Raw genomic sequence first — 17833 nt, 5'->3', positions numbered from 1 at the left:
TTACATTCCGAACCCGGAAGCTAAGCCTCACAGCGCCGATGGTACTGCAGGGGGGACCCTGTGGGAGAGTAGGACGCCGCCGAACAATCATTCAGAAAAGCCCCTGCCCGGGAAACCGGGCAGGGGCTTTTCGTGTTCGGCCTCGATCTTTTAGCGCACCGACATGATGCCGGGCTGGTCCCGCAGATGCGGGGGGACCAGGAAGCGCGGCCGGTTGTACCAGACGATCGCGATTCCCGTCAGGCTGGTGGTGACGACGCCGACGAGGAGGATCAGCAGCACGACGACCAGAGCTGCGGCCGGCGGAGGTGGGTTCGTTCCTCCTATGACACCTGCGGCGCTGAGGTATCCGCCCAGGCCGATCATGGCGCCGAGGAAGCACCCGCACGCCCCGAGCACCAGCAGGGCACGTTCTCCTCCGGCCAGTACGTTCGCCGCAAGTGACCGCGCCAGGAACGTGGAGGGAGTCTGGCCTCGCCAGCTCCGGATCCCCTGCCGGACGAGCACCGTCCCGAACCATATGAGGCACAGGGCGAGAACTGTTGTGAGGACAACCATCGTTCGGGCCTACCAATCGAAGAAGTCTGCGACGGCGTCAATGATCTCATCGGCTGTCAGATCAACGCCTCGGGAAAGCTCGAGGTTGGCGGGGGTGTTGGCAAGGCCGTGCCGACCTGGGCGCGGATGGCCTCTACGCTCTCCCAGTCCTCGGCGCTGAGTTGGGCGAGGGCGGCGGAGAGGATGCCGTCCTGTTCCCTGAGGATGTGGTTGCGCAACTGGGCGAGGGCGTCGAGGAGTTGCCGCCGTGCCGCGGCGTTCCGGGGGTATCAGGCGTTGACGACGGGGGTGCCGATGGCGAAAGCGGTGTCGCCGATGCGGAGGAAGAAGCGGCCGACGAGCAGCGCGGTGAGCGAGGAGTGGCCGATCAGGCCGAGGTAGAGCACTGGCTCGATGGCGGCGGCGGACACCAGCGGGAGCATCACCCGGCCGCGGTGCCGGTCGGTGAGCGCGCCGACCGGGATGCGGCCCGGGGAGCCGATGATCACCGGGACGCGGCCAGCAGCGACTGCTCGTGGAGGTGCTGGAGGTGCCTGGCCGCTGACCCCGTAACCGGTCGCCGTCGGCACACAGCGCTGCGGCCGGTGTGCGACGCGACCTGATCGCCGCACACCGGGCGCACCCGCCAAGGCAGTTGGACCCGCTCAGTCGGTGACGAGTTCCACCGACCTGATCATCCGCGTGCCGCGCGAGACCGCGAGGCGGACCACGGTGCCGGGGGCGGGTGTGGGGGCGCCGGCGGGGAGGGCCCAGGCTCGGCTTTGGTCGGTGGTGCCGGTGTCGAGGGCGAGGAAGCGGGGGGACTTGGCGCGGCGGCGGGGTTCCATGCGGAGGACTTCGCCGGTGAGGGTGTGGGGGGCGCGCCGTTCCAGGGCGGCGAGGGTGAGGTAGTGGGCGGTGAGGGCGCCGAAGCAGACGATCACGACGGTTTCGGCGAGGGTCGGGCCCGGGTGGTTCAGGGCGTCGGACGCCCAGCCGTGGCGGCCGGCGAAGTTGCCGGGCATCATGCCGAGGAAGGCCAGGAACGCCGTCCAACGGCTGAGGCGTCCGGCCACCAGGAGGGCGAGGACGGCGATGCCGACCCAGCCGGCGCTCAGCACCAGGCCGGGGCGGCGCACCGTCTCGGTCACGTCGGGGGCGGCGGCCCACTCGGGGCGGCGGAGGAGCGCGAAGACCGTCAGGCCGACGGCCACCACGGCTGCGGCGCCCGCGAGTTGGAGCAGCCGGGTGGTGTTGGCGCCGAAGCCGGGGCGGAGCCGGGGGTAGCGGATGCGGACGGGGCGCCAGGTGCCGCCGTAGGAGGACCAGACGCGGCGCTTGTCGCCGGAGTCGAAGCCGAGCAGGCGGGAGGTGCGGACGGTGACGCCGAGCGCGGCGGCGTAGGCGAGGTAGCGGTCCCAGACGGTGACGGCCGCGGGCGGCAGTTGGGCGAAGTCCTCGTGGGCGCGGAGCCAGGACTGGACTCCGGCCCAGTGGCCGGCGCGTTCGAGCCCGGAGCGGGTCGCCCGTTCGCCGATCGCCAGCGCGAGCAGGAACCCGAGCGGGAAGATCGGAAGGGCGCCGACCCCCATTGCCGCGCGGACGCCGTGCCCGCCGGTGATGACGCCCAGCCCGAGGAGCACGCCGGGGGCGAACAGGCCGGTGAACAGCACACTGGAGAGCAGGGGGCCGAGCCGCGGCCGGGAGAGGCCGCGTCGGCGGGCCTCGGCGACGATCTCCCGGCGGAAGGCGCCGTTCCAGGCGGTCGCGCGTTCCTGCGCGCGGAAGGCGATCGCGCCGATGGGGGCGCCGGAGCCGCCGGCCTGCTCGGTGATCCGGTCGAGGACCCGCTGTTCGTAGGGGGCCAGGGCGGGGGAGGCCTTGCCGGTGAGGTGCACCGTGCTCTGCGCGGGGTCGTCGGCGGGCTGGCGGATCTCGACCAGGCCGCGCGCCGCGAGGTCCAGCAGGGTCGCGGCGGCGGCGTGGTCCACGGAACGCCAGTGGTTCGACAACAGGGCGACCACGGCCGGTCGTTCGGGCTCGTCGCCGAGTTCCTGCGTCGCGGGGCCGGGGCGGACGGTGCCGTTCCGGGTGGCGACCAGGGCGATTCCGTAGACCACGAGCCAGAGCGCGGCCAGGCCGGCGCCGGCCCAGTACAGCTGGGCGTCGAGGCTCACGCGAGGTTCACCCGGGGCGCGTCCTGCGCGGTGGCCCCGGCCTCGAAGTACTCCCGTCGGGCGTGCCCGCCGCCGAACCCGGAGATGACGTTGCCGGGGAAGCTCTCCAGGGCGGTGTGGTAGGTCTGGACGGCGCTGTTGTAGAACTGCCGCGCGTAGGCGATCTTGTCCTCGGCGGTGGTCAACTCGGCCTGCAGCTTGAGGAAATGCTGGTCCGCCTTCAGCTGCGGGTAGGCCTCGGCGAGGGCGAGCACCTTGCCGAGGGCGGCGGTCAGCAACTCCTCCGCGACCGCCTTGTCCGTGACGCCGAGCCCGGCCTCCTCCGCCGCCCCGCGCGCGGTGATGACGGCTTCCAGCGTGCCCCGCTCGTGCGCCGCGTACCCGCGCGCACCCTCGACCAGGTTCGGTATCAGCTCGTGCCGGCGCTTCAGCTGGACGTCGATCTGGGCCCAGGACGCCTGCGTCTGGTTGCGCAGCCGGATCAGCCGGTTGTACGTCCTGACGACCCACCACAGCAGCACCGCGACCAGCACGGCAAGGACGCCGCCCACGACGAGACCCACGTTGTTCCCCCTGTTGTCGAGACCAATTGCCGGGCTGTTCCGGCAGGTCGGGGGCGATCATAGGGCCGGCGACCGTTCGAATGCCCCCAATTAATCGAAAGCGGCAGCGAATCGAGACCGGGAGGGGCCGGGCCGGCGCCCGGCCGGGTGGGGCCGGGCGCCGGTGTGTGGGGCGCGGGGTCAGTTCCAGATGTCGTTGAGGGGGGTCGCGTACTGGTCGTTCTGGGTCAGGCGGCCGGGGAGGTGCAGGCCCTCTTCGACGGTGCGCAGGATGCTGTAGTGGTTGTAGGGGGCGGGGGAGCGGTAGCCGGGCTTGGTGAGGCCGGGGGAGCCGGTGACGATGGTGGGGATGCGCTGGCCGTGGTTGTTGTCGTCCTCGTCGAAGGTGATGACGAGCAGGGAACGCTGCTGCGTCCAGGCGGGGGATGCGAACAGCTTCGGGAGGTTGGTGCGCATCCAGGTGTCGCCGGTGGCGACGTCGCAGTTGTGCATGGTGTTGCAGCTGTTGGGCTCGAACCAGACGAAGTCGGGTGTGGTGGCGGGTGCTTGGAGGTCGGACCAGAGCCGGGTGATCGGCTGGAGCTTGTCCTGGCAGCGGGCGGTGTCGCCGGTGACGTCCTTGTAGTACACGAACGGGATGTTGTCAGCGTCGTAGTTGCCGCTGGAGCTCAGGTTGCAGGGCGCGTTCATGTCCTCGACGTAGCCGCGCCAGGACCGGCCGGCCTGCTCGACCAGGTTGCCGAGGTGCGGTGCGGTGATCGCGCCGGTCAGGGCCGGGTAGGGGTTGTCGGTCCGGCCGAACGTGGAACCTCCGGACACCGCAAGGTAGTTGGGGTCGCTGGGGTGGACGACGCCGTAGGACTGGGTGAGCGTGACGCCGCTGTTCGCCAGCTGGTTCAGGTAGGGCGCGGCGGAGCTGCCGATCACCTGGTCGTAGGACCTGTTCTCCAGCATCACGAAGAACACGTGGTCCAGCGAAGGCACTTGGGACGGGACGGGGGCCGGCAGGGCGGGGGCGGGGACAGCGGCCGAGATGGTCAGCGACAGGTTGTCCGCGTAGGCGTCGTTGTACGCGGTGCCGGTGCGGCTTGCCTCGCGGGTCAGTTGCAGGGCGACGGCGATGCTGCGGGTGCCGGCGGGGAGGGTGCCGGTGGCGGTGCGCTGGAGCAGGGCGGTGGCCAGGCCGCGGTCGGTGGCGCTGACCGGTCCGATCCGGGTGGTGCCGAGGGACGCGCCGGAGCCGCCGAGGAAGGTGGCCGTGAGGGTGGCGGTGGAGTTCTCCGTGGCGTAACCACCAAGCCAGCCCGAGAGGTTGTACGTCACCGTGCCGGTGTCGATCGGGCCGGCCGCGGCCGACACGTCGGCGGTCTGGGAGAGCGTGGAGCTGCCGACCGGGCCGCCGGAGAAGAAGGCGTTGCCGCGGTTGCCCGGGCCGGAGGTGCCGTTCGACGGGAAGCCGTTCGGCGCGCCGTACGCCACGGCGGTCGGGACGCCGGTGGTCTGCCAGCCGGGGAGCGTCACGCCGTCGTAGCCGCTGACGGAGGCGTCGGCGCACTCGGCGTCCCCGTTGACGATCAGGTTGGGGCTGCCAGTGGCTCCGGGCGCGGTGACGGAGAAGCGGGCGGGCCGGGCGAGCGCCGTGTAGCCGTCGTTGGAGAGGTAGTTGGCCGTGTAGGCGCCCGGGGCGAGCGTGCCGGTGGCGAGGGAGACCGAGCCGGTTCCGTTCGGCGCGTAGGCCCAGACGGGGGCCGGACTCCCGCCCGGCTGCTGGCCGTTGTCGGGGTAGATGCCGATCCAGTTGGTCGCGGAGACCCGGCCGGTGCCGTAGGAGGCGACCACCGCCTGGCCCTGCGGGTACGAGGTCTGGCCGACGCACAGCACGCTGTTCTGGGTGTCGAGGACGGCCGAGGAGGTCACGGTGAACAGCACCGGCGCGGCCAGCGGCGTGTAGCCGTTGTTGGCGAGCAGGTAACTGAGGTAACTGCCGGGCGCCAGCGAGCCCGCGGCCAGGGTGACGGTGCCGCTGCCGTTCGGGGCGTACGCCCAGGCCAGCGAGGCCTTCCCGCTGCCGGGGCCCTTGGCGGGGTCGGTGGGGTAGATGCCGACCCAGTTGGTGGAGGAGGGCTGCCCGGTGCTGTACGTCACCGCGACGGCCGAAGTCCGGCCCTGGACGTAGCTGGTGGTGGCCATGCCGACCGAGCTGCCCGCCGCGGCGGCCGGGGTCGGCAGCAGCGGGACGAGCAGGGCCACGACGGCGAGCAGCAGTAGATGCAGCCGCCGGTGAAGCCGGTGTGCGGACGGGTTCCGCATAAGGGGGACTCTCCTGAGGGTGGGAGGGCTGGGGGGATTGGCGCGCGTCAGGATCGCAGGCCCGGTGCTGCGGACTCAAGGAGTCCCGGCGGAACTCCTCGCGACGCCCGTGTGAAAAGTTGTTCGGCCAACTGTGCCGCACCGAAGGCTTCGCCCGCCTCCTACCGGTCGGTAACGATTCGTCAATTTTCTGTTTCCGCACGTGTGTTGGCGGATCGTTGATAACCTGGGTGCGTAGTCCCATGTCCTTCCGGGTTCACGCAATGTGGCCCGCCGCCAATGTACGGTCAAGCCTTCTGTGTGCTGCCCCCATTGAGCCGGTGTCATGATCGCCGGAAGGATCCGCGGTCATGACTACGCGAGTAAACCTTCTGTCGCGATGGCTGGTGGCCCCCTTGCGGTGGGCGGCCCTGCTGTCGGTGCTGGTGTCGGTCGGAGTGTTCTTCGCCGGAGCGGGGGCGGCGCAGGCCGCGCCTGCCTGCGGGGTGCTGTCCACCGGCGGGGCGTCGCAGGCGAATGCCGCGGTGCGGGCGGCCTGCGGGCTGATCGGGACTCCGTACTCGTGGGGTGGCGGCCACGGTTCGCAGCCGGGGCCGACGTACGGGATCTGCGACTCGTCCAACGGTGCCCCGAACGACTGCAACGTCCGCGGCCTGGACTGCTCCGGCATGGTCCGCTACGCCTACTCGCTGGCGGTCGGCGCGGACGTCATCAACGGCACCACGCGGACCCAGTGGCCGACGTCGCGGGCGGTGGCCCGCTACTTGCGGGCGGACGGGACGGGGCCGCTGCTGCCCGGTGACCTGGTGTACTTCGGCAGTACCGCCTCCACCATTCACCATGTGGCGATGTATCTGGGGCAGGGCTGGATCGTCGAGGCCCCGTACTCCGGCGGGTACGTCCAGGTGGCGGCGCTGTCCTCGCACGGCGACTACTACGGCGCGATCCGGCTGTACGGCGCCGGCAACACCACCCCGGCGCCGAACCCGCCGCCGGCGGGTGGCGGGCAGTACTGGGTGAACACCTTCGCCAACGCGCCGGTGTTCGCCTCGCCGACCTCCACCAGCAGCACGGGGACGCTGTACCAGGGCACCAACTACGTGTACTGCAAGACCTGGGGCCGTGAGGTGTCGAACGGCAGCGCCTTCAACCACTGGTGGCTGAAGACCGACCCGGACGTCGGCCCGAGCAGCCAGTGGGTGTCGGCGTTCTACCTCTCCGGGTGGGGCAACGACGTGGCCAAGGACAACAACGGCGCGGTCATCCCGGACTGCGCGGGCGGCGGCGGCGCCCCGGCCCCGACCGGCAAGTACTGGGTGGACACCTTCGCCAGCGTCCCCGTGTACGCCTCCGCGACCTCCGGCAGCGCCGGCCCCACCGGGACGCTGTACCAGGGCACCAACTACGTGTACTGCAAGGTGTGGGGCCGCGAGGTGTCCAGCGGCGGCAGCTACAACCACTGGTGGCTGAAGACCGACCCGGACGTCGGCCCGAAGGGGCAGTGGGTGTCGGCGTTCTACCTGACGCGGTGGGGCAGCGACCAGGCCAAGGACAACAACGGCGTGACCATCCCCGACTGCTGACACGACGCCGGCCCCCGTCGAAGGCGGGGGCCGGCGCGTGCGGACGAGGAGGCTACGGGGTCGGGCAGTTCTCGTCGATCTTGTACTGGAGCGCCCTCGGGTAGTCGTGCCGGCTGAGCCGGACGCGGGCCAGGATCGGCGCGTGGTTGAGCTGGTTGGTGGGGTCGGCGAGTTCGGTCAGCAGGGTGTCGAGCTCGGCGTAGGTGCTGAGCTTGAAGCCGTGCATCTGGTCCTTCTCGCTGCCGAAGACCTGGGCCAGCTTCTCGTAGTGCCACGGGTGCAGCACGTTGTAGAAGTCGGCGCCGTCGGACGGCTTCTGCTGGTAGTAGCAGGGGCTGACCAGCATCTGTTCGATGCCGTAGAAGCCTTCGTTGTCGAGGACGAAGACCACCGGCCGCAGGTGGTGGCGCACCTGGGTGGACAGCTCCTGGCAGATCTCCTGGAACGAGCCGTCGCCGACGAACACCATCGGGCGCTTCAGCGGCTCCTGCCGGCCGAAGGCCACGCCGGTGGCGGCGCCGACGGAGTAGCCGATGGACAGCCAGCTGTTCTGCGCGAGGAAGCCGGCCCGCTCGTTGATCCGCAGGTTCATCGAGCCGAGCAGCGAGAACGCCGCGTCCGAGACCACGGTGAACGGCGAGGGGGCCTTCGGGTCGCCGCCGGTGGCCTCGAACTGCAGGAAGTGGTTCATCCGTTCGAAGAAGCCGTCGTAGGTCAGCTCGGTCTTCTTGTGGTGCTTGGCGCTGAGCGAGCCCAGGAACTCGGCGGTGGTGGCGGGGACGTCCAGGCCCGCCTTGTGGGCCAGCGCGAAGTGGTCGGCCGGGAAGGTCTTTCCGGCCAGCGCGGTCTTCAACGCGGGGACGAAGTTGCGGAGTTGGACGTCAGGGTAGTACATGGCGCCGACGCTGACGCCGCCGCGGGCGGCCACGATCCAGTCGTCGCCGATGGACTGTTCGCCGTTCAGGTTCTTGGACGTGGACCAGGTGCCGAGGCCGATCCGGCAGCCCGCGTTCTTGAAGGTGTCGCGGATCTCCGGCAGGCTCGCCTTGCCGTTGTACACGCCGGCGAACAGCGGGTGCTGCTCGGAGACCACGGACTTCGCGCCGACCGTGGTGCAGAACTGCATCTTGGTGGCCTCGACGAACTCCACCAGTTCGTTCTCCAGCCGCTGGTGCATGAGTTCCTCGCCGGCCCACACGATCGGCGTCTTGAACTTCGTGATCAGCTCGACCGCCGCCGCCACGGCCTTGGCCAGGATGTCCTGGTTCCGCTTGGTGAACGGCCGCTCGTGCGCTCGGAGTTGACCCTGCGGGGGGTCGCAGGGCGCGTGCCAGAGGTCGTCCATGACCTCCAGGTAGACGGGCTTGCGCTCGGTCAGGCAGGCGGTGATGGCGCTGTCGATCTGCGAGGGCGCAAGACCGGGGTTGGAGAGCACCTGCGCGTCCACCGTGACCTGCCGGTAGACCTCCAGGTTGGCCTCCCGGCGCGGGCTCATGTGCGAGGTGAGCAGGCCCACCGCCTGGAAGTTGAGCCACTGCTCGTACGACGGCGCACCGTTGATCGCGATCAGCGGCACGTCCTCGACGTACGCGCCGCCGATGGTGTTGAGCAGGCTGAACGCGCCCACGCCGTACGTCACCGCGACGGCGGCGACGCCCTGTTCGGGCTGGTCGGGCGCGGCGTCGGCGAGCCGCACCCGGGCGTAGCCGTCGGCGGCGTAGCCGGCGCCCATCTCGGTCGGGGTGCCGACCCAGCGCACCGACGTGGTGTCCTGCATGATCGACAGGAACGGGCCGAGCAGGTCGCCCGGCACGCCGAACAGGTACCGGATGCCCAACTGTTCGAGCCTGGTGGCCAGGTAGCGACCCACGGTCCACTCGGTCTTGTTGCTCATCGCTGAAGTGCCTCCTCTTGGTTCTCCTGGCGGAGCTGGACTTCGGGCCGCAGTGCCCGGCGCGTCGCGGCCGGCGCCGCCGCCTCGTGCACGGCGAGCGCCGCGCGGACGGCGGTCTCCACCGCGCCCTCGATCCAGGCGTGCTTGAGCGAGATGTGCTCGCCCGCGAAGTGGACGGGGCCTTCCGCCTTGCCCGCGTCGAGGTGGAAGCTGGTCATCTGGTGCGGGGTGTACACCGCCGCCTCACCGAAGGCGTACGGGTCGCGCAGCCAGCTCTGGGTCTTGCCGTAGCCGGTGTAGAACACCTCGATCCGGCGGCCGTGCACCGACTGGAGGTTGCGCAGCGCGTAGACGTAGCGCTCGTCGTCCTCCATGGAGTCCCAGCGCGCCGCGTCGTCCGACCAGCTGTAACTGGCCAGCACCACGCCGCCGCCGTCGCCGGCGGGCACCGGGTGCGAGGGGTAGTACATGAAGCGGTTCGGGTTGTCGGTGGTCGAGCCGCCGCCGAAGCAGTCGGTGGCGGGACGGACGCTCGCCCGCAGCAGCGGGGTGTGCCGGTAGACCTCCAACTGGCCTTCGCTGATCCGGCGTTCGTCCACGCTGCGGTGCGCGCCGAGCAGCGTCTCCGGCAGGTTGCGGGGCGGCCGGTGGCCGTTGTGGGCGGCGGCCACGGCAGCCTCGGCGTCGTCCTCGCCCGCCCGTTGGTAGTACTCGTACAGACCCGGTGCGATGGAGTCGAGTTCAGCCTGCCAGTCCGCCTCGGTGAACTCCCACCAGCGGCGGGAGAACTCGAGCAGCACCTTGGTGGCCTGGTCGTAGTGGGTCTCGATGATCGCCCGGCGCTTCTTGTACGAGAACGGCGGCGTCACCTGGACGAAGGTCAGCGCCGAGAACGGCACGGTGACGATCGCCAAGTCGCCCTTCCAGACGGTGGGTTCGGCGTCCGGCTGGTCCTCGGGGACGGTGTGGACGGCGACCTGCGGACCGACCGGGCCGACGTCCCGGGCGCCGCCGCCGTCCCGGCGCGGGTCCCAGTACTCCATGCGGATCATCCGCTGGCCCATCCGGAGTTCGTCCCGCAGCTGCTCGGCGAGGGTCTCGGGCAGCATCCGGGTGCCGCCCTCGATCTCCCAGTAGGTGACGTTCGGGTTGATGTCGCTGCGGCCCAGGAAGGAGTGGAAGAAGGCCAGGTGCAGCCGGGAGGTCATGTTCTCGATGGTGCCGATCGCCTCGATCGCCTCGTCGCTGAAGCCCGCGTACTCGCGCAGGAAGCGGCCCATCGAGTAGCCGTCGAAGTCGTGGATCACCCGGGCCCAGCCGTCCAGCCACTCGGCGAACGGCTTGTTCACCCGCGTCCCGTCGGGCTGGCGGTCCGAGTAGTAGTCGCGGACCGGATCCAGCGCATCGTTGATCATCGTGGCGGTGGTGATCCGCGCCTCCTCGCCGGTGAGGTGGAAGCCCTCGTTGATGCTGGTCGGGTCGTCGGCGTACTCCTTGCGGCGGGTCTGGATCCGGTTGGTGCGGATCCAGGAGTTGTTGCGCTTGACCGGCTCGCGGAACTCGGGGCTGTCGGAGCCGTACTTCCAGACCGTGCCGTCGAAGGACTCGTAGACCACCGGCGGGACGGGCGCGTTCTGGTTGCCGGTGTCGGGGTCGATGTCGACGTTGAAGAACAGCCGCCGTTTCAGGCCGAGGCTGTCGATCAGCGCGAGGGCGAGCGGGTGGAAGCTGGGCAGCCGCATCGCCCCGGCCTCCGCGTACTGCTTCGGGTCGTGGAACGGGCCGTCGCCCTCGCCCGCGTTGTCGCCGGCGTGGAAGGTCTTGATCCGGCCGCCCACGCGGCTGGCGTTGGCCTCCAGGATGGTGACGTTGTGCCCGGCGTCCTTGAGCAGCTTGCCGGCGACCAGGCCCGCGATGCCTGCGCCGATGATCAGCACGTCCTTGCGGGCGCCGTTCGGCGGAATGCCGTCCTTGATCAGGACGTCGAGGTAGCGCAGCTTCAGGTCCTCGTCGTCCGGGCCGACCAGCAGCAGTTCGCGGGCCAACTGCTGGGCGGTGTGCCGGCGGGTGCTCTCGTCGGAGGGGTTCTTCACGGGTGTCTCCTCGGTGGGTGGGGCGGTCAGGAACCGACGCGCTTGTTGGGGAGGTCCTGGCCCCCGGCGAGCAGCCGCAGTGTGGTGATCGAGGGAGTGAAGGCGTACAGCGCGCCCGTGGTGTGGACGAAACGCTGCATGTCGACGGTGCCGTGGGTGCCGTCCGCGAGCCCGATCTCGGCCTTGCCGGCCAGGCCGACGACCTTGTCGAAGCCGTTGGGGGCGGGTGTGGAGCCGTTCGGCTTTCCGGGCGGGAAGGTGTCGCTGTTGGCCCAGAACCGCTGCACCACCTCGAACTGCTCCTCGAGCGAGGTGCCGTAGCAGACGAACATCAGCCCGCGGTCCACGCCGTCGTCGTTCGCTCCGCCCGGGAACTGCACGCCGTACGGGATGCCCCGGCGCATCAGGCGGTGGCTCTTCGGGTGGCCGTCGCCGTTGCCGGCGAAGACCCGCGGGTGGGTGCGGCGGATGTGCGCGACCCACGGGGTGTGCTCACCGGCCGGGTCGTTGCTGTAGTCGAAGTCGTTGCGGTCGGAGCCGACGCCGGTCACGGTGCCGTTCGGCGGGGCGAGCGGCGTGCCGTCCTTGAACCGGCCGACCAGGCAGGCGCCGAGGCGGGTCGGGTCCATCGTCCCGGTGAACTTGGTGGCGCCGTCGATCACCGCGGCGTTCCAGCCCGCGACGTCCTGGCGCAGGCGGCGCACCACCTGGAAGGAGCCGTTCGCCATCCACTGCGGAGCCGGCCGGTCGCCGTTCTCGCTCTTCTGGCCGAAGACGAACTCGCCCGGTTCGATCAGCTCGGTGCCGGCGTGCATGTCGCGGACGCCGGGCTGGTCCGGGCTCTCCGGGTGGAAGTCCTTCACACCGGGCTGGGAGATGCCGTCCTTGTAGCCGAAGTGCTCGTGGCCCTTCAACGGGCCCGTCAGGGTGCGGCCCTCGTCCACGTGGACGCGGACGATCTGATTGGCGTTCTCGACCGCGTCGAGGTTCTTCAGCTTCTCCTGCAGCATCTCGTCGGTGTCCGCGGCGACGATCAGCACCGCGTGCACGACCTGGTTGCCGGCCCCGGCGCCGAACAGCCACTGCTTGGGGTCGCTCGCGTCGGTGTCGCCGAGGTCGGCGGCCCGGGCGGCCGCGCCCGCGAGGAAGGACTGCATGTTGTTGTTCTCGAGGTCCGTCCGGACCTGATCGGGCTTGTTGGCGACCGCCATCAGGCCGTCGAAGGTGAGCGACACCCCGCAGCGGACGGTGACCAGGTTGGGGTCGCGGCCGAACGCCCGGCGGGCCAGCGAGAACTGCTCGTTGAAGTCCTCGGTCTCACTGGTCGTCGAGACGGTGTTGAGGATCGCGGAGAGCCAGCCGCGCCCTCTGGCGGCGTCCGGGAAGTGCAGGTAGCGGAAGTCCATGAAGTCCTTGTTGAACGCCGCCAGGATGTTGCCCTGAATGTCGGTGCTCGTCCGCAGCGGCGGCTGCGGCAACTGCTCGATGGCGGGCACGCCGGCGGGACGGGCGGAGGTGGTGGTCACGGTCGGGCTCCTCGAGTGCAGGCAGGACTGATCGCACAGTGCGATCGGGTCACCACTCAACGTAGCCCCCGCGCCGAGAGTCCTGCCACCGAACGTCGGCTTCCGGACGCAACGAAGGCTTCTTACATACCTTTGCCGTCGCTCTGCCGGGCGGCTGACAGGCACTCGGCAGAGTCGTGCCCACACCGACCGCAGGACGTACGGAGGGCACGGCGATGACGACCAGCACCAGCACTGACATGACCGCGAGCACCAACGGAGCGGCGAGGCGCGGCACCCTGGCGGCCGCGGCGCTGGCCGTACTGGCGGCCGCGCTGCCGCTCACCGCCGTCCCGGCCGCGCAGGCCGTGCCCGCCGCGCAGGCCTCCGCCGCCACCCAGGGCCGGCCCGCGTGGTGCCCGGACGTCCCGGGGCACCAGGTCGACTGCACGACCATGCGCCGCCCGCTGGTCACGGACGAGCCGCGCCTCGGCGGCATCGACGTGAGCTACGCCGTGGTGCGCCACAGCAACCCCGGCCCGGCGCTGGGCACCGTCGCGGTCAACCCCGGCGGCCCCGGCGAGACCCTGATCGACCGGGCCGAGCAGGTGGCCGGCGCGCTGCAGGGCGTGCTGGACGACTACGACGTGCTGCTGCTGGACCCGCGCGGCACCGGCCGCTCCGGCCGGCTGCCCTGCGACGTCACCGAGGCCGAGTACCGCTGGGCCCCGCGGGCCGGCCAGCGCGAGGCCGTCGCCGAGTGCGCCGAGGAACTCGGCCCGCGCGCCCGCGGCTACACCAGCGCCGCCACCGCCGACGACATCGACGCCGCCCGCGAGCGCCTCGGCGCCCCCAAGCTGGTGCTGTACGGCCTGTCGTACGGCACCTACCTGATGCCGGTCTACGCCGACCGCCACCCCGAACGGGTCGAGAAGATGGTGCTGTCCGGCGCCTACCCGCTCGCCTTCGACTCGCTGGCCCGGCCCGGCGCCCAGCAGGTCAACCTGACGCTGCGCCGGATCTGCGAGCGCAGCGGCGCCTGCGACCCGGACACCGCGGTGCACGACCTGGCCGCCGTCACCGCGCGGCTGCGCGCCCGCCCGCTGAAGGTGACCGCCCCGGTCGACGGCAAGCGGCGCACCGTGCTGTTCACCGAGGACAAGCTCGCCGACCTGATGTACGAGCCGGCCACCCGCGGCATCGGCCTGAACCCCGGCGAGCCCGGCCTGCTCGGCGCCCTGCCCGCCGCCCTGCACGCCTTCGCCGCGGGCGACGACGGGCCGCTGTCCGCCCTGGTGCGCGACGAGATGGCGAACACCGGCACCGAGGACCAGGCCTCGTTCCTGGCCGTCACCTGCAACGACTACGCCCGCGCCTGGGACCAGGACGCCCCGGTGGCGGAGCGCCGCCGCCAGTACCGCGCCGCCCTGGCCGCCGCCGACCCGGCCGACTTCGGGGCGTTCAGCGTCAAGGGCTGGACCGAGGGCCAGACCGACGGCGGGGACAACTGCCTGAACTGGCCGCGCCGGAACACCGCCCGCCCGCAGCCGACCGACCTGAAGCACGTGCCCGACGTGCCCGTCCTGGTGCTCTCCGGCGACCTCGACACCAACACCCCTGAGGTCAACTCCCGCCTGTCCGCGGCCCAGTTCCGCCACAGCACCTTCGTCTCGGTACCCAACAGCGGACACCTCCCCGAGATGGAGTCCACCGGCTGCGCCCTGGAGATCTCCAGCCGCTTCATCCGCACCGGCGAGGTCGGCGACACCTCCTGCCTGGCGCAGATCCCGCCGGTCACCGTCGTCCCCGTCCCGCGCTGAGCGGCCACTCCTTACCGGCACAACCACGCCCGCCACCAGCGAAAATGATGACATGACAGATTCCACCGCCACCCGGCGCACCATCCTGGTCGTCGAGGACGACCCCGGCGTCCGCAGCACCCTCGACCACCTGCTGCGCTTCGAGGGCTACCAGGTGCTCACCACCGCCGACGGCCAGGAGGCCCTGGAACTCCTCGAACACCGGCGCCCCGACCTCGCGGTGGTGGACGTGGTCATGCCCCGCCTCGACGGCCTCGCGCTGTGCCGGATGCTGCGCCGGCGCGGCGACCGCCTGCCCGTCCTCGTCCTCACCGCCCGCCACCAGCTCGGCGACCGGGTCGCCGGACTGGACGCGGGCGCCGACGACTACCTCGCCAAACCCTTCGCCACCGAAGAACTGCTGGCCCGCATACGCGCCCTGCTGCGCCGCACCGATCCGCCCCGCGCCGAGGACGAGGGCACCGGCAGCGCGGACTTCGCCCTCGCCGACCTCGTCCTGGACCCGGCCGCCCGGCTGGCCCACCGCGGCACCCGCCGGCTCGACCTGACCAAGACCGAGTTCGACCTGCTGGAACTGCTCCTGCGCAACCAGGGCACCGTCCTGACCCGCCACCAGATCTACCAGCGCATCTGGGGCTACGAGTTCGACACCGACTCGCGCTCGCTCGACGTCTACGTCGGCTACCTGCGGCGCAAGACCGAGGAGAACGGCGAACCCCGGCTGATCCACACCGTGCGCAACGTCGGCTACACCGCCAGGACCGCCTGATGCTGCGCACCAGGATCGGCCTCGTGGTCCTCGCCTCCGTCCTGCTGGCGATCGCGGTGCCCGTCACCGCCGCCTACCGCGGCGTCAGCGCCCTGGTCTCCGACCAGCTCGACCGCAGCCTCCAGGACCGGAGCCGGACCGTGCTCGACGCCCTGGACCTCGGCCGCCTGCCGCCCGCCCGGCCCGACATGGTCGAACAGCTGCTGCCCGCCGACGGCGCCGCCCGCCCGCTGACCCCGGGCGGCCCCGCCCTGCCGGTCTCGGCCCGCGCCCTTGAGGTGGCCCGCACCGGGCAGGGCTCCCACCAGGAGGACGTCACCGTCGACGGCACCCCCTACGGCCTCCTCACCCAGGCCCGCCCCGACGGGCAGGGCGCCGTGATGGTCGGCCAGACCTACGCCGGGGCCGCCGAGGTCGACGAGGCGTTCCTGCGACGGATCACCGTCACCAGCACGGCGGCGGCCGTCTCCTGCGCCCTGCTCAGCTGGCTCGTCATCGGCCGGATCCTGCGCCCGGTACGGCGCCTGGCCCACGCCGCCGAACACATCACCACCACCCGCGACCTCGCCACCCCGCTGCCCGCCGCCGGACGCGACGAGGTCGGCGGCCTCACCCGGGCCTTCGAGACGATGGTCGGCGCGCTGCGCCGCTCCCGTGAGCAGCAGCAGCGCCTGGTCCAGGACGCCAGCCACGAACTCCGCACCCCGCTGACCTCGGTGCGCGGCTGCGCCGAACTCCTCCAGCGCGCCCGCGGCCGGCTCGCCCCCGAGGACGAGGAACAGATCCTCGCCACCCTGGTCAACGAGACCGTCGCACTCGACGAAATCGTCCGCGAGCTGGTCGAGTTGGCCACCGACCGGCAGACCGCGGAGGACCCCGAGCCGCTCGACCTGCCGGCCGCCGCCGAGGACAGCGCCCGGCGGTTCCAGCGCCGCACCGGCCGCGAGATCGCCGTCACCGCCGACGGCCCCGTCCCGGTGCTGGCCCGCCCGCGCGCCCTGCAACGCTGTGTCGACAACCTGGTGGGCAACGCCGTCAAGTTCAGCCCCGACGGCACCCCGGTGGAGATCCGGATCACCGGCACCCGGCTGTCCGTGCGCGACCACGGACCCGGCATCGCCCCCGGCGAACGGCAGGCCGTCTTCGAACGCTTCTTCCGCGCCGCCGGCACCCAGGCCACCCCCGGCTCCGGGCTGGGCCTGGCCATCGTCCACGACCTGGTCGCCGCCGACGGCGGCACCGTCTTCGCCACCGCGGCCCCCGGCGGCGGCGCCGAGGTCGGCTTCCGGCTGCCGCCCGCTACGAGTGAAAGCTGATCTCCGGGTTGCCGGGGGTCGGGCCGTCGAGCAGCGGCTGCGGGATGCCCTTCAGCTGGAGGTCGAAGAACGCCGCGACGTACTGCCGGGTCAGCTGGATGCCGCGCTCGGGGGCGATCGTGGTGGTGGGCGGGTGCGGGAGGCCGAGCTGGCCGGCGAGCAGCGGGATGTCGGTGAAGGAGTGGTGCTCGGCGCCGGCCAGGGTCAGCCAGCGCTTCCAGCCGTCGAGGTTCCTCCAGGCATCCGTCCAGCTGGTGTCCTTCCCGCCGTCCATCTGGTGCTCGATCATCAGGAACGGCTTGCCCTTGAGGCCGGTGGCGGGCACGCCGTAGTCCATGCTGCCGTCGAGGTTGACCCCGGCCCGGACCCGGTCGTCGCTCAGCAGGGTCGGGACGGTCGCCGCGCCGCCGACCGAGTGCCCGGCCATGCCGATCCGGTCGCGGTCGATCAGGCGGGCGTAGCGCCAGGCCGGATGCGGGCGGGTGGTGAGCTGGTCGAGGACGAAGGCGACGTCCTTCGCCCGGCTCGCGTCCAGGTTCGCCCACTCCTCCCTCGGGCCGAACTTGCCGCACATGACGCAGGTGGTGGTGTGCCCGTCGGGGAACGTCGTCCCGCTGTTCTCGTAGGTGTGGTCGATCAGCGCGACGACGTAGCCGCGGCTGCTCAAGTCCTCGGCGAGCGCCGTCAGTTCGGTGCGCGGCATGGTGAAGCCGGGGGAGAGTACGACCAGCGGGAAGCGGCCGTGCTGCGGCAGCGCGTCCGTCCTGGACCACGTCCGGGTGTCCGCGACCAGCTCGGCGGGGATGGTGTTGCCGGCCACCTTCGCGTCCAGCAGCAGCCGCGCCGCCTCGGGCGTCATGTACGGGGCCGGCCCGCCGGTGTCCGGCTTCGCGGGGTAGTACATGGAGACCATGAGTTGGCGGGGGCCGGCGGACGGGACCCAGGGGTCGGTCCGGTCCTGGTCGGTCAGGTGCAGGATCTGCCGGCCGACCGCGAACGGCCCCGTGGGGCGCGGGAGTTCGAGCTGGACGCTGGCCTCGATGGTGGCGGTGGCAGATGCGGGTGCGGCCAGCGCGGGCGCGGCGGTAGCGACTGCCAGCGGGAGAGCGAGCAGGAGGGCGGTTGCCGCGGCGGCGCGACGGATTCGGGTCATGGAGCTCAACGTAGGTCGGTGGTGGCCGAGTTGGCGTCACGTCGGAGGCGTAAGGGATCCCACCGAGGGCGCGGCGGGGAGCGGGTCGCGGCCCCTAAGGGTTGTCTTTCGAA

The 17833-nt window shown here is 71.4% G+C and carries 13 protein-coding genes, 1 rRNA gene and 1 pseudogene; 5 read left to right on the top strand and 10 right to left on the bottom strand.

What is annotated here, in order from left to right:
* Positions 1 to 85, top strand: a 5S ribosomal RNA gene (gene rrf / locus ACFYST_RS21060); the annotation flags it as partial.
* A 65-nt stretch (positions 86 to 150) separates the two neighbouring features.
* On the opposite strand, the gene ACFYST_RS21055 is transcribed toward rrf, so the two are convergent.
* From ACFYST_RS21055 to ACFYST_RS21030, 6 genes and pseudogenes are all read right to left on the bottom strand, one after another.
* Positions 151 to 507 carry a hypothetical protein gene (locus tag ACFYST_RS21055; RefSeq protein ID WP_387864392.1) on the bottom strand — a complete coding sequence of 119 codons (357 nt, stop codon included), beginning with the start codon at positions 505 to 507 and terminating at the stop codon, positions 151 to 153.
* 107 nt (positions 508 to 614) lie between these two features.
* The gene (locus tag ACFYST_RS21050; RefSeq protein ID WP_387864421.1) at positions 615 to 776 is read right to left on the bottom strand and encodes a hypothetical protein; all 162 of its coding nucleotides are present in this window, start codon (positions 774 to 776) and stop codon (positions 615 to 617) included.
* Between the two features lie 25 nt (positions 777 to 801).
* A pseudogene (locus ACFYST_RS21045) lies at positions 802 to 1052 on the bottom strand (MFS transporter); the annotation flags it as partial.
* Positions 1053 to 1202: 150 nt separating this feature from the next.
* On the bottom strand, positions 1203 to 2714 hold the full coding sequence (locus tag ACFYST_RS21040; RefSeq protein WP_387864389.1) for a DUF2207 family protein: 1512 nt from the start codon (positions 2712 to 2714) through the stop codon (positions 1203 to 1205).
* The gene (locus ACFYST_RS21035) at positions 2711 to 3277 is read right to left on the bottom strand and encodes a LemA family protein (RefSeq protein ID WP_387864388.1); all 567 of its coding nucleotides are present in this window, start codon (positions 3275 to 3277) and stop codon (positions 2711 to 2713) included. The genes ACFYST_RS21040 and ACFYST_RS21035 overlap by 4 nt, the downstream gene beginning before the upstream one ends.
* A gap of 180 nt (positions 3278 to 3457) precedes the next feature.
* Positions 3458 to 5587, bottom strand: coding sequence for an alkaline phosphatase family protein (locus ACFYST_RS21030; RefSeq protein WP_387647190.1), 2130 nt, complete (start codon positions 5585 to 5587; stop codon positions 3458 to 3460).
* 350 nt (positions 5588 to 5937) lie between these two features.
* Between ACFYST_RS21030 and ACFYST_RS21025 the strand changes: the two genes are divergently transcribed.
* The gene (locus ACFYST_RS21025; protein WP_387864386.1) at positions 5938 to 7170 is read left to right on the top strand and encodes a C40 family peptidase; all 1233 of its coding nucleotides are present in this window, start codon (positions 5938 to 5940) and stop codon (positions 7168 to 7170) included.
* 52 nt (positions 7171 to 7222) lie between these two features.
* Here the strand turns inward: ACFYST_RS21025 and ACFYST_RS21020 are convergent, their stop codons facing one another.
* Genes ACFYST_RS21020 through ACFYST_RS21010 form a run of 3 tightly spaced genes read right to left on the bottom strand, consistent with a single transcriptional unit; the run spans position 7223 to position 12683 of the window.
* Positions 7223 to 9064 (bottom strand): alpha-keto acid decarboxylase family protein, encoded by a 1842-nt coding sequence (locus tag ACFYST_RS21020; protein ID WP_387864385.1) that lies wholly within the window; start codon positions 9062 to 9064, stop codon positions 7223 to 7225.
* Positions 9061 to 11157, bottom strand: coding sequence for an FAD-dependent oxidoreductase (locus ACFYST_RS21015; RefSeq protein WP_387864383.1), 2097 nt, complete (start codon positions 11155 to 11157; stop codon positions 9061 to 9063). Before ACFYST_RS21015 ends, ACFYST_RS21020 begins: the two co-directional genes overlap by 4 nt.
* Before the next feature lie 26 nt (positions 11158 to 11183).
* Entirely contained in the window at positions 11184 to 12683 is a 1500-nt protein-coding gene (locus ACFYST_RS21010; RefSeq protein ID WP_387864381.1) for a Dyp-type peroxidase, read from the bottom strand.
* Between the two features lie 215 nt (positions 12684 to 12898).
* On the opposite strand from ACFYST_RS21010, the gene ACFYST_RS21005 reads away from it, so the two are divergent.
* The 3 genes from ACFYST_RS21005 to ACFYST_RS20995 are packed head-to-tail and all read left to right on the top strand — an operon-like array spanning position 12899 to position 16567.
* Entirely contained in the window at positions 12899 to 14482 is a 1584-nt protein-coding gene (locus tag ACFYST_RS21005; RefSeq protein WP_387864379.1) for an alpha/beta fold hydrolase, read from the top strand.
* Positions 14483 to 14534: 52 nt separating this feature from the next.
* Entirely contained in the window at positions 14535 to 15251 is a 717-nt protein-coding gene (locus ACFYST_RS21000; protein WP_387647175.1) for a response regulator transcription factor, read from the top strand.
* Positions 15251 to 16567, top strand: a complete 1317-nt coding sequence (locus tag ACFYST_RS20995; RefSeq protein WP_387864376.1) for an ATP-binding protein — start codon at positions 15251 to 15253, stop codon at positions 16565 to 16567. Before ACFYST_RS21000 ends, ACFYST_RS20995 begins: the two co-directional genes overlap by 1 nt.
* Here the strand turns inward: ACFYST_RS20995 and ACFYST_RS20990 are convergent.
* Positions 16551 to 17720, bottom strand: coding sequence for an alpha/beta hydrolase family protein (locus ACFYST_RS20990; protein WP_387864374.1), 1170 nt, complete (start codon positions 17718 to 17720; stop codon positions 16551 to 16553). The two genes, ACFYST_RS20995 and ACFYST_RS20990, sit on opposite strands and share 17 nt — an antisense overlap.
* Positions 17721 to 17833 lie beyond the last annotated feature (113 nt).

The organism is Kitasatospora sp. NPDC004614 (assembly GCF_042873675.1).
Taxonomy (GTDB): domain Bacteria; phylum Actinomycetota; class Actinomycetes; order Streptomycetales; family Streptomycetaceae; genus Kitasatospora.
Note: the sequence above shows the minus strand (reverse complement) of the source record. Positions and strands in the feature narration are given on the sequence as shown.

What these genes read in the sequence shown, in the direction of transcription:
- ACFYST_RS21030 (WP_387647190.1), bottom strand. Translation starts at nt 5,587, where the DNA reads ATGCGGAACCCGTCCGCACACCGGCTTCACCGGCGGCTGCATCTACTG.
- ACFYST_RS20990 (WP_387864374.1), bottom strand. Translation starts at nt 17,720, where the DNA reads ATGACCCGAATCCGTCGCGCCGCCGCGGCAACCGCCCTCCTGCTCGCT.
- ACFYST_RS21025 (WP_387864386.1), top strand. Translation starts at nt 5,938, where the DNA reads ATGACTACGCGAGTAAACCTTCTGTCGCGATGGCTGGTGGCCCCCTTG.
- ACFYST_RS20995 (WP_387864376.1), top strand. Translation starts at nt 15,251, where the DNA reads ATGCTGCGCACCAGGATCGGCCTCGTGGTCCTCGCCTCCGTCCTGCTG.
- ACFYST_RS21005 (WP_387864379.1), top strand. Translation starts at nt 12,899, where the DNA reads ATGACGACCAGCACCAGCACTGACATGACCGCGAGCACCAACGGAGCG.
- ACFYST_RS21020 (WP_387864385.1), bottom strand. Translation starts at nt 9,064, where the DNA reads ATGAGCAACAAGACCGAGTGGACCGTGGGTCGCTACCTGGCCACCAGG.
- ACFYST_RS21000 (WP_387647175.1), top strand. Translation starts at nt 14,535, where the DNA reads ATGACAGATTCCACCGCCACCCGGCGCACCATCCTGGTCGTCGAGGAC.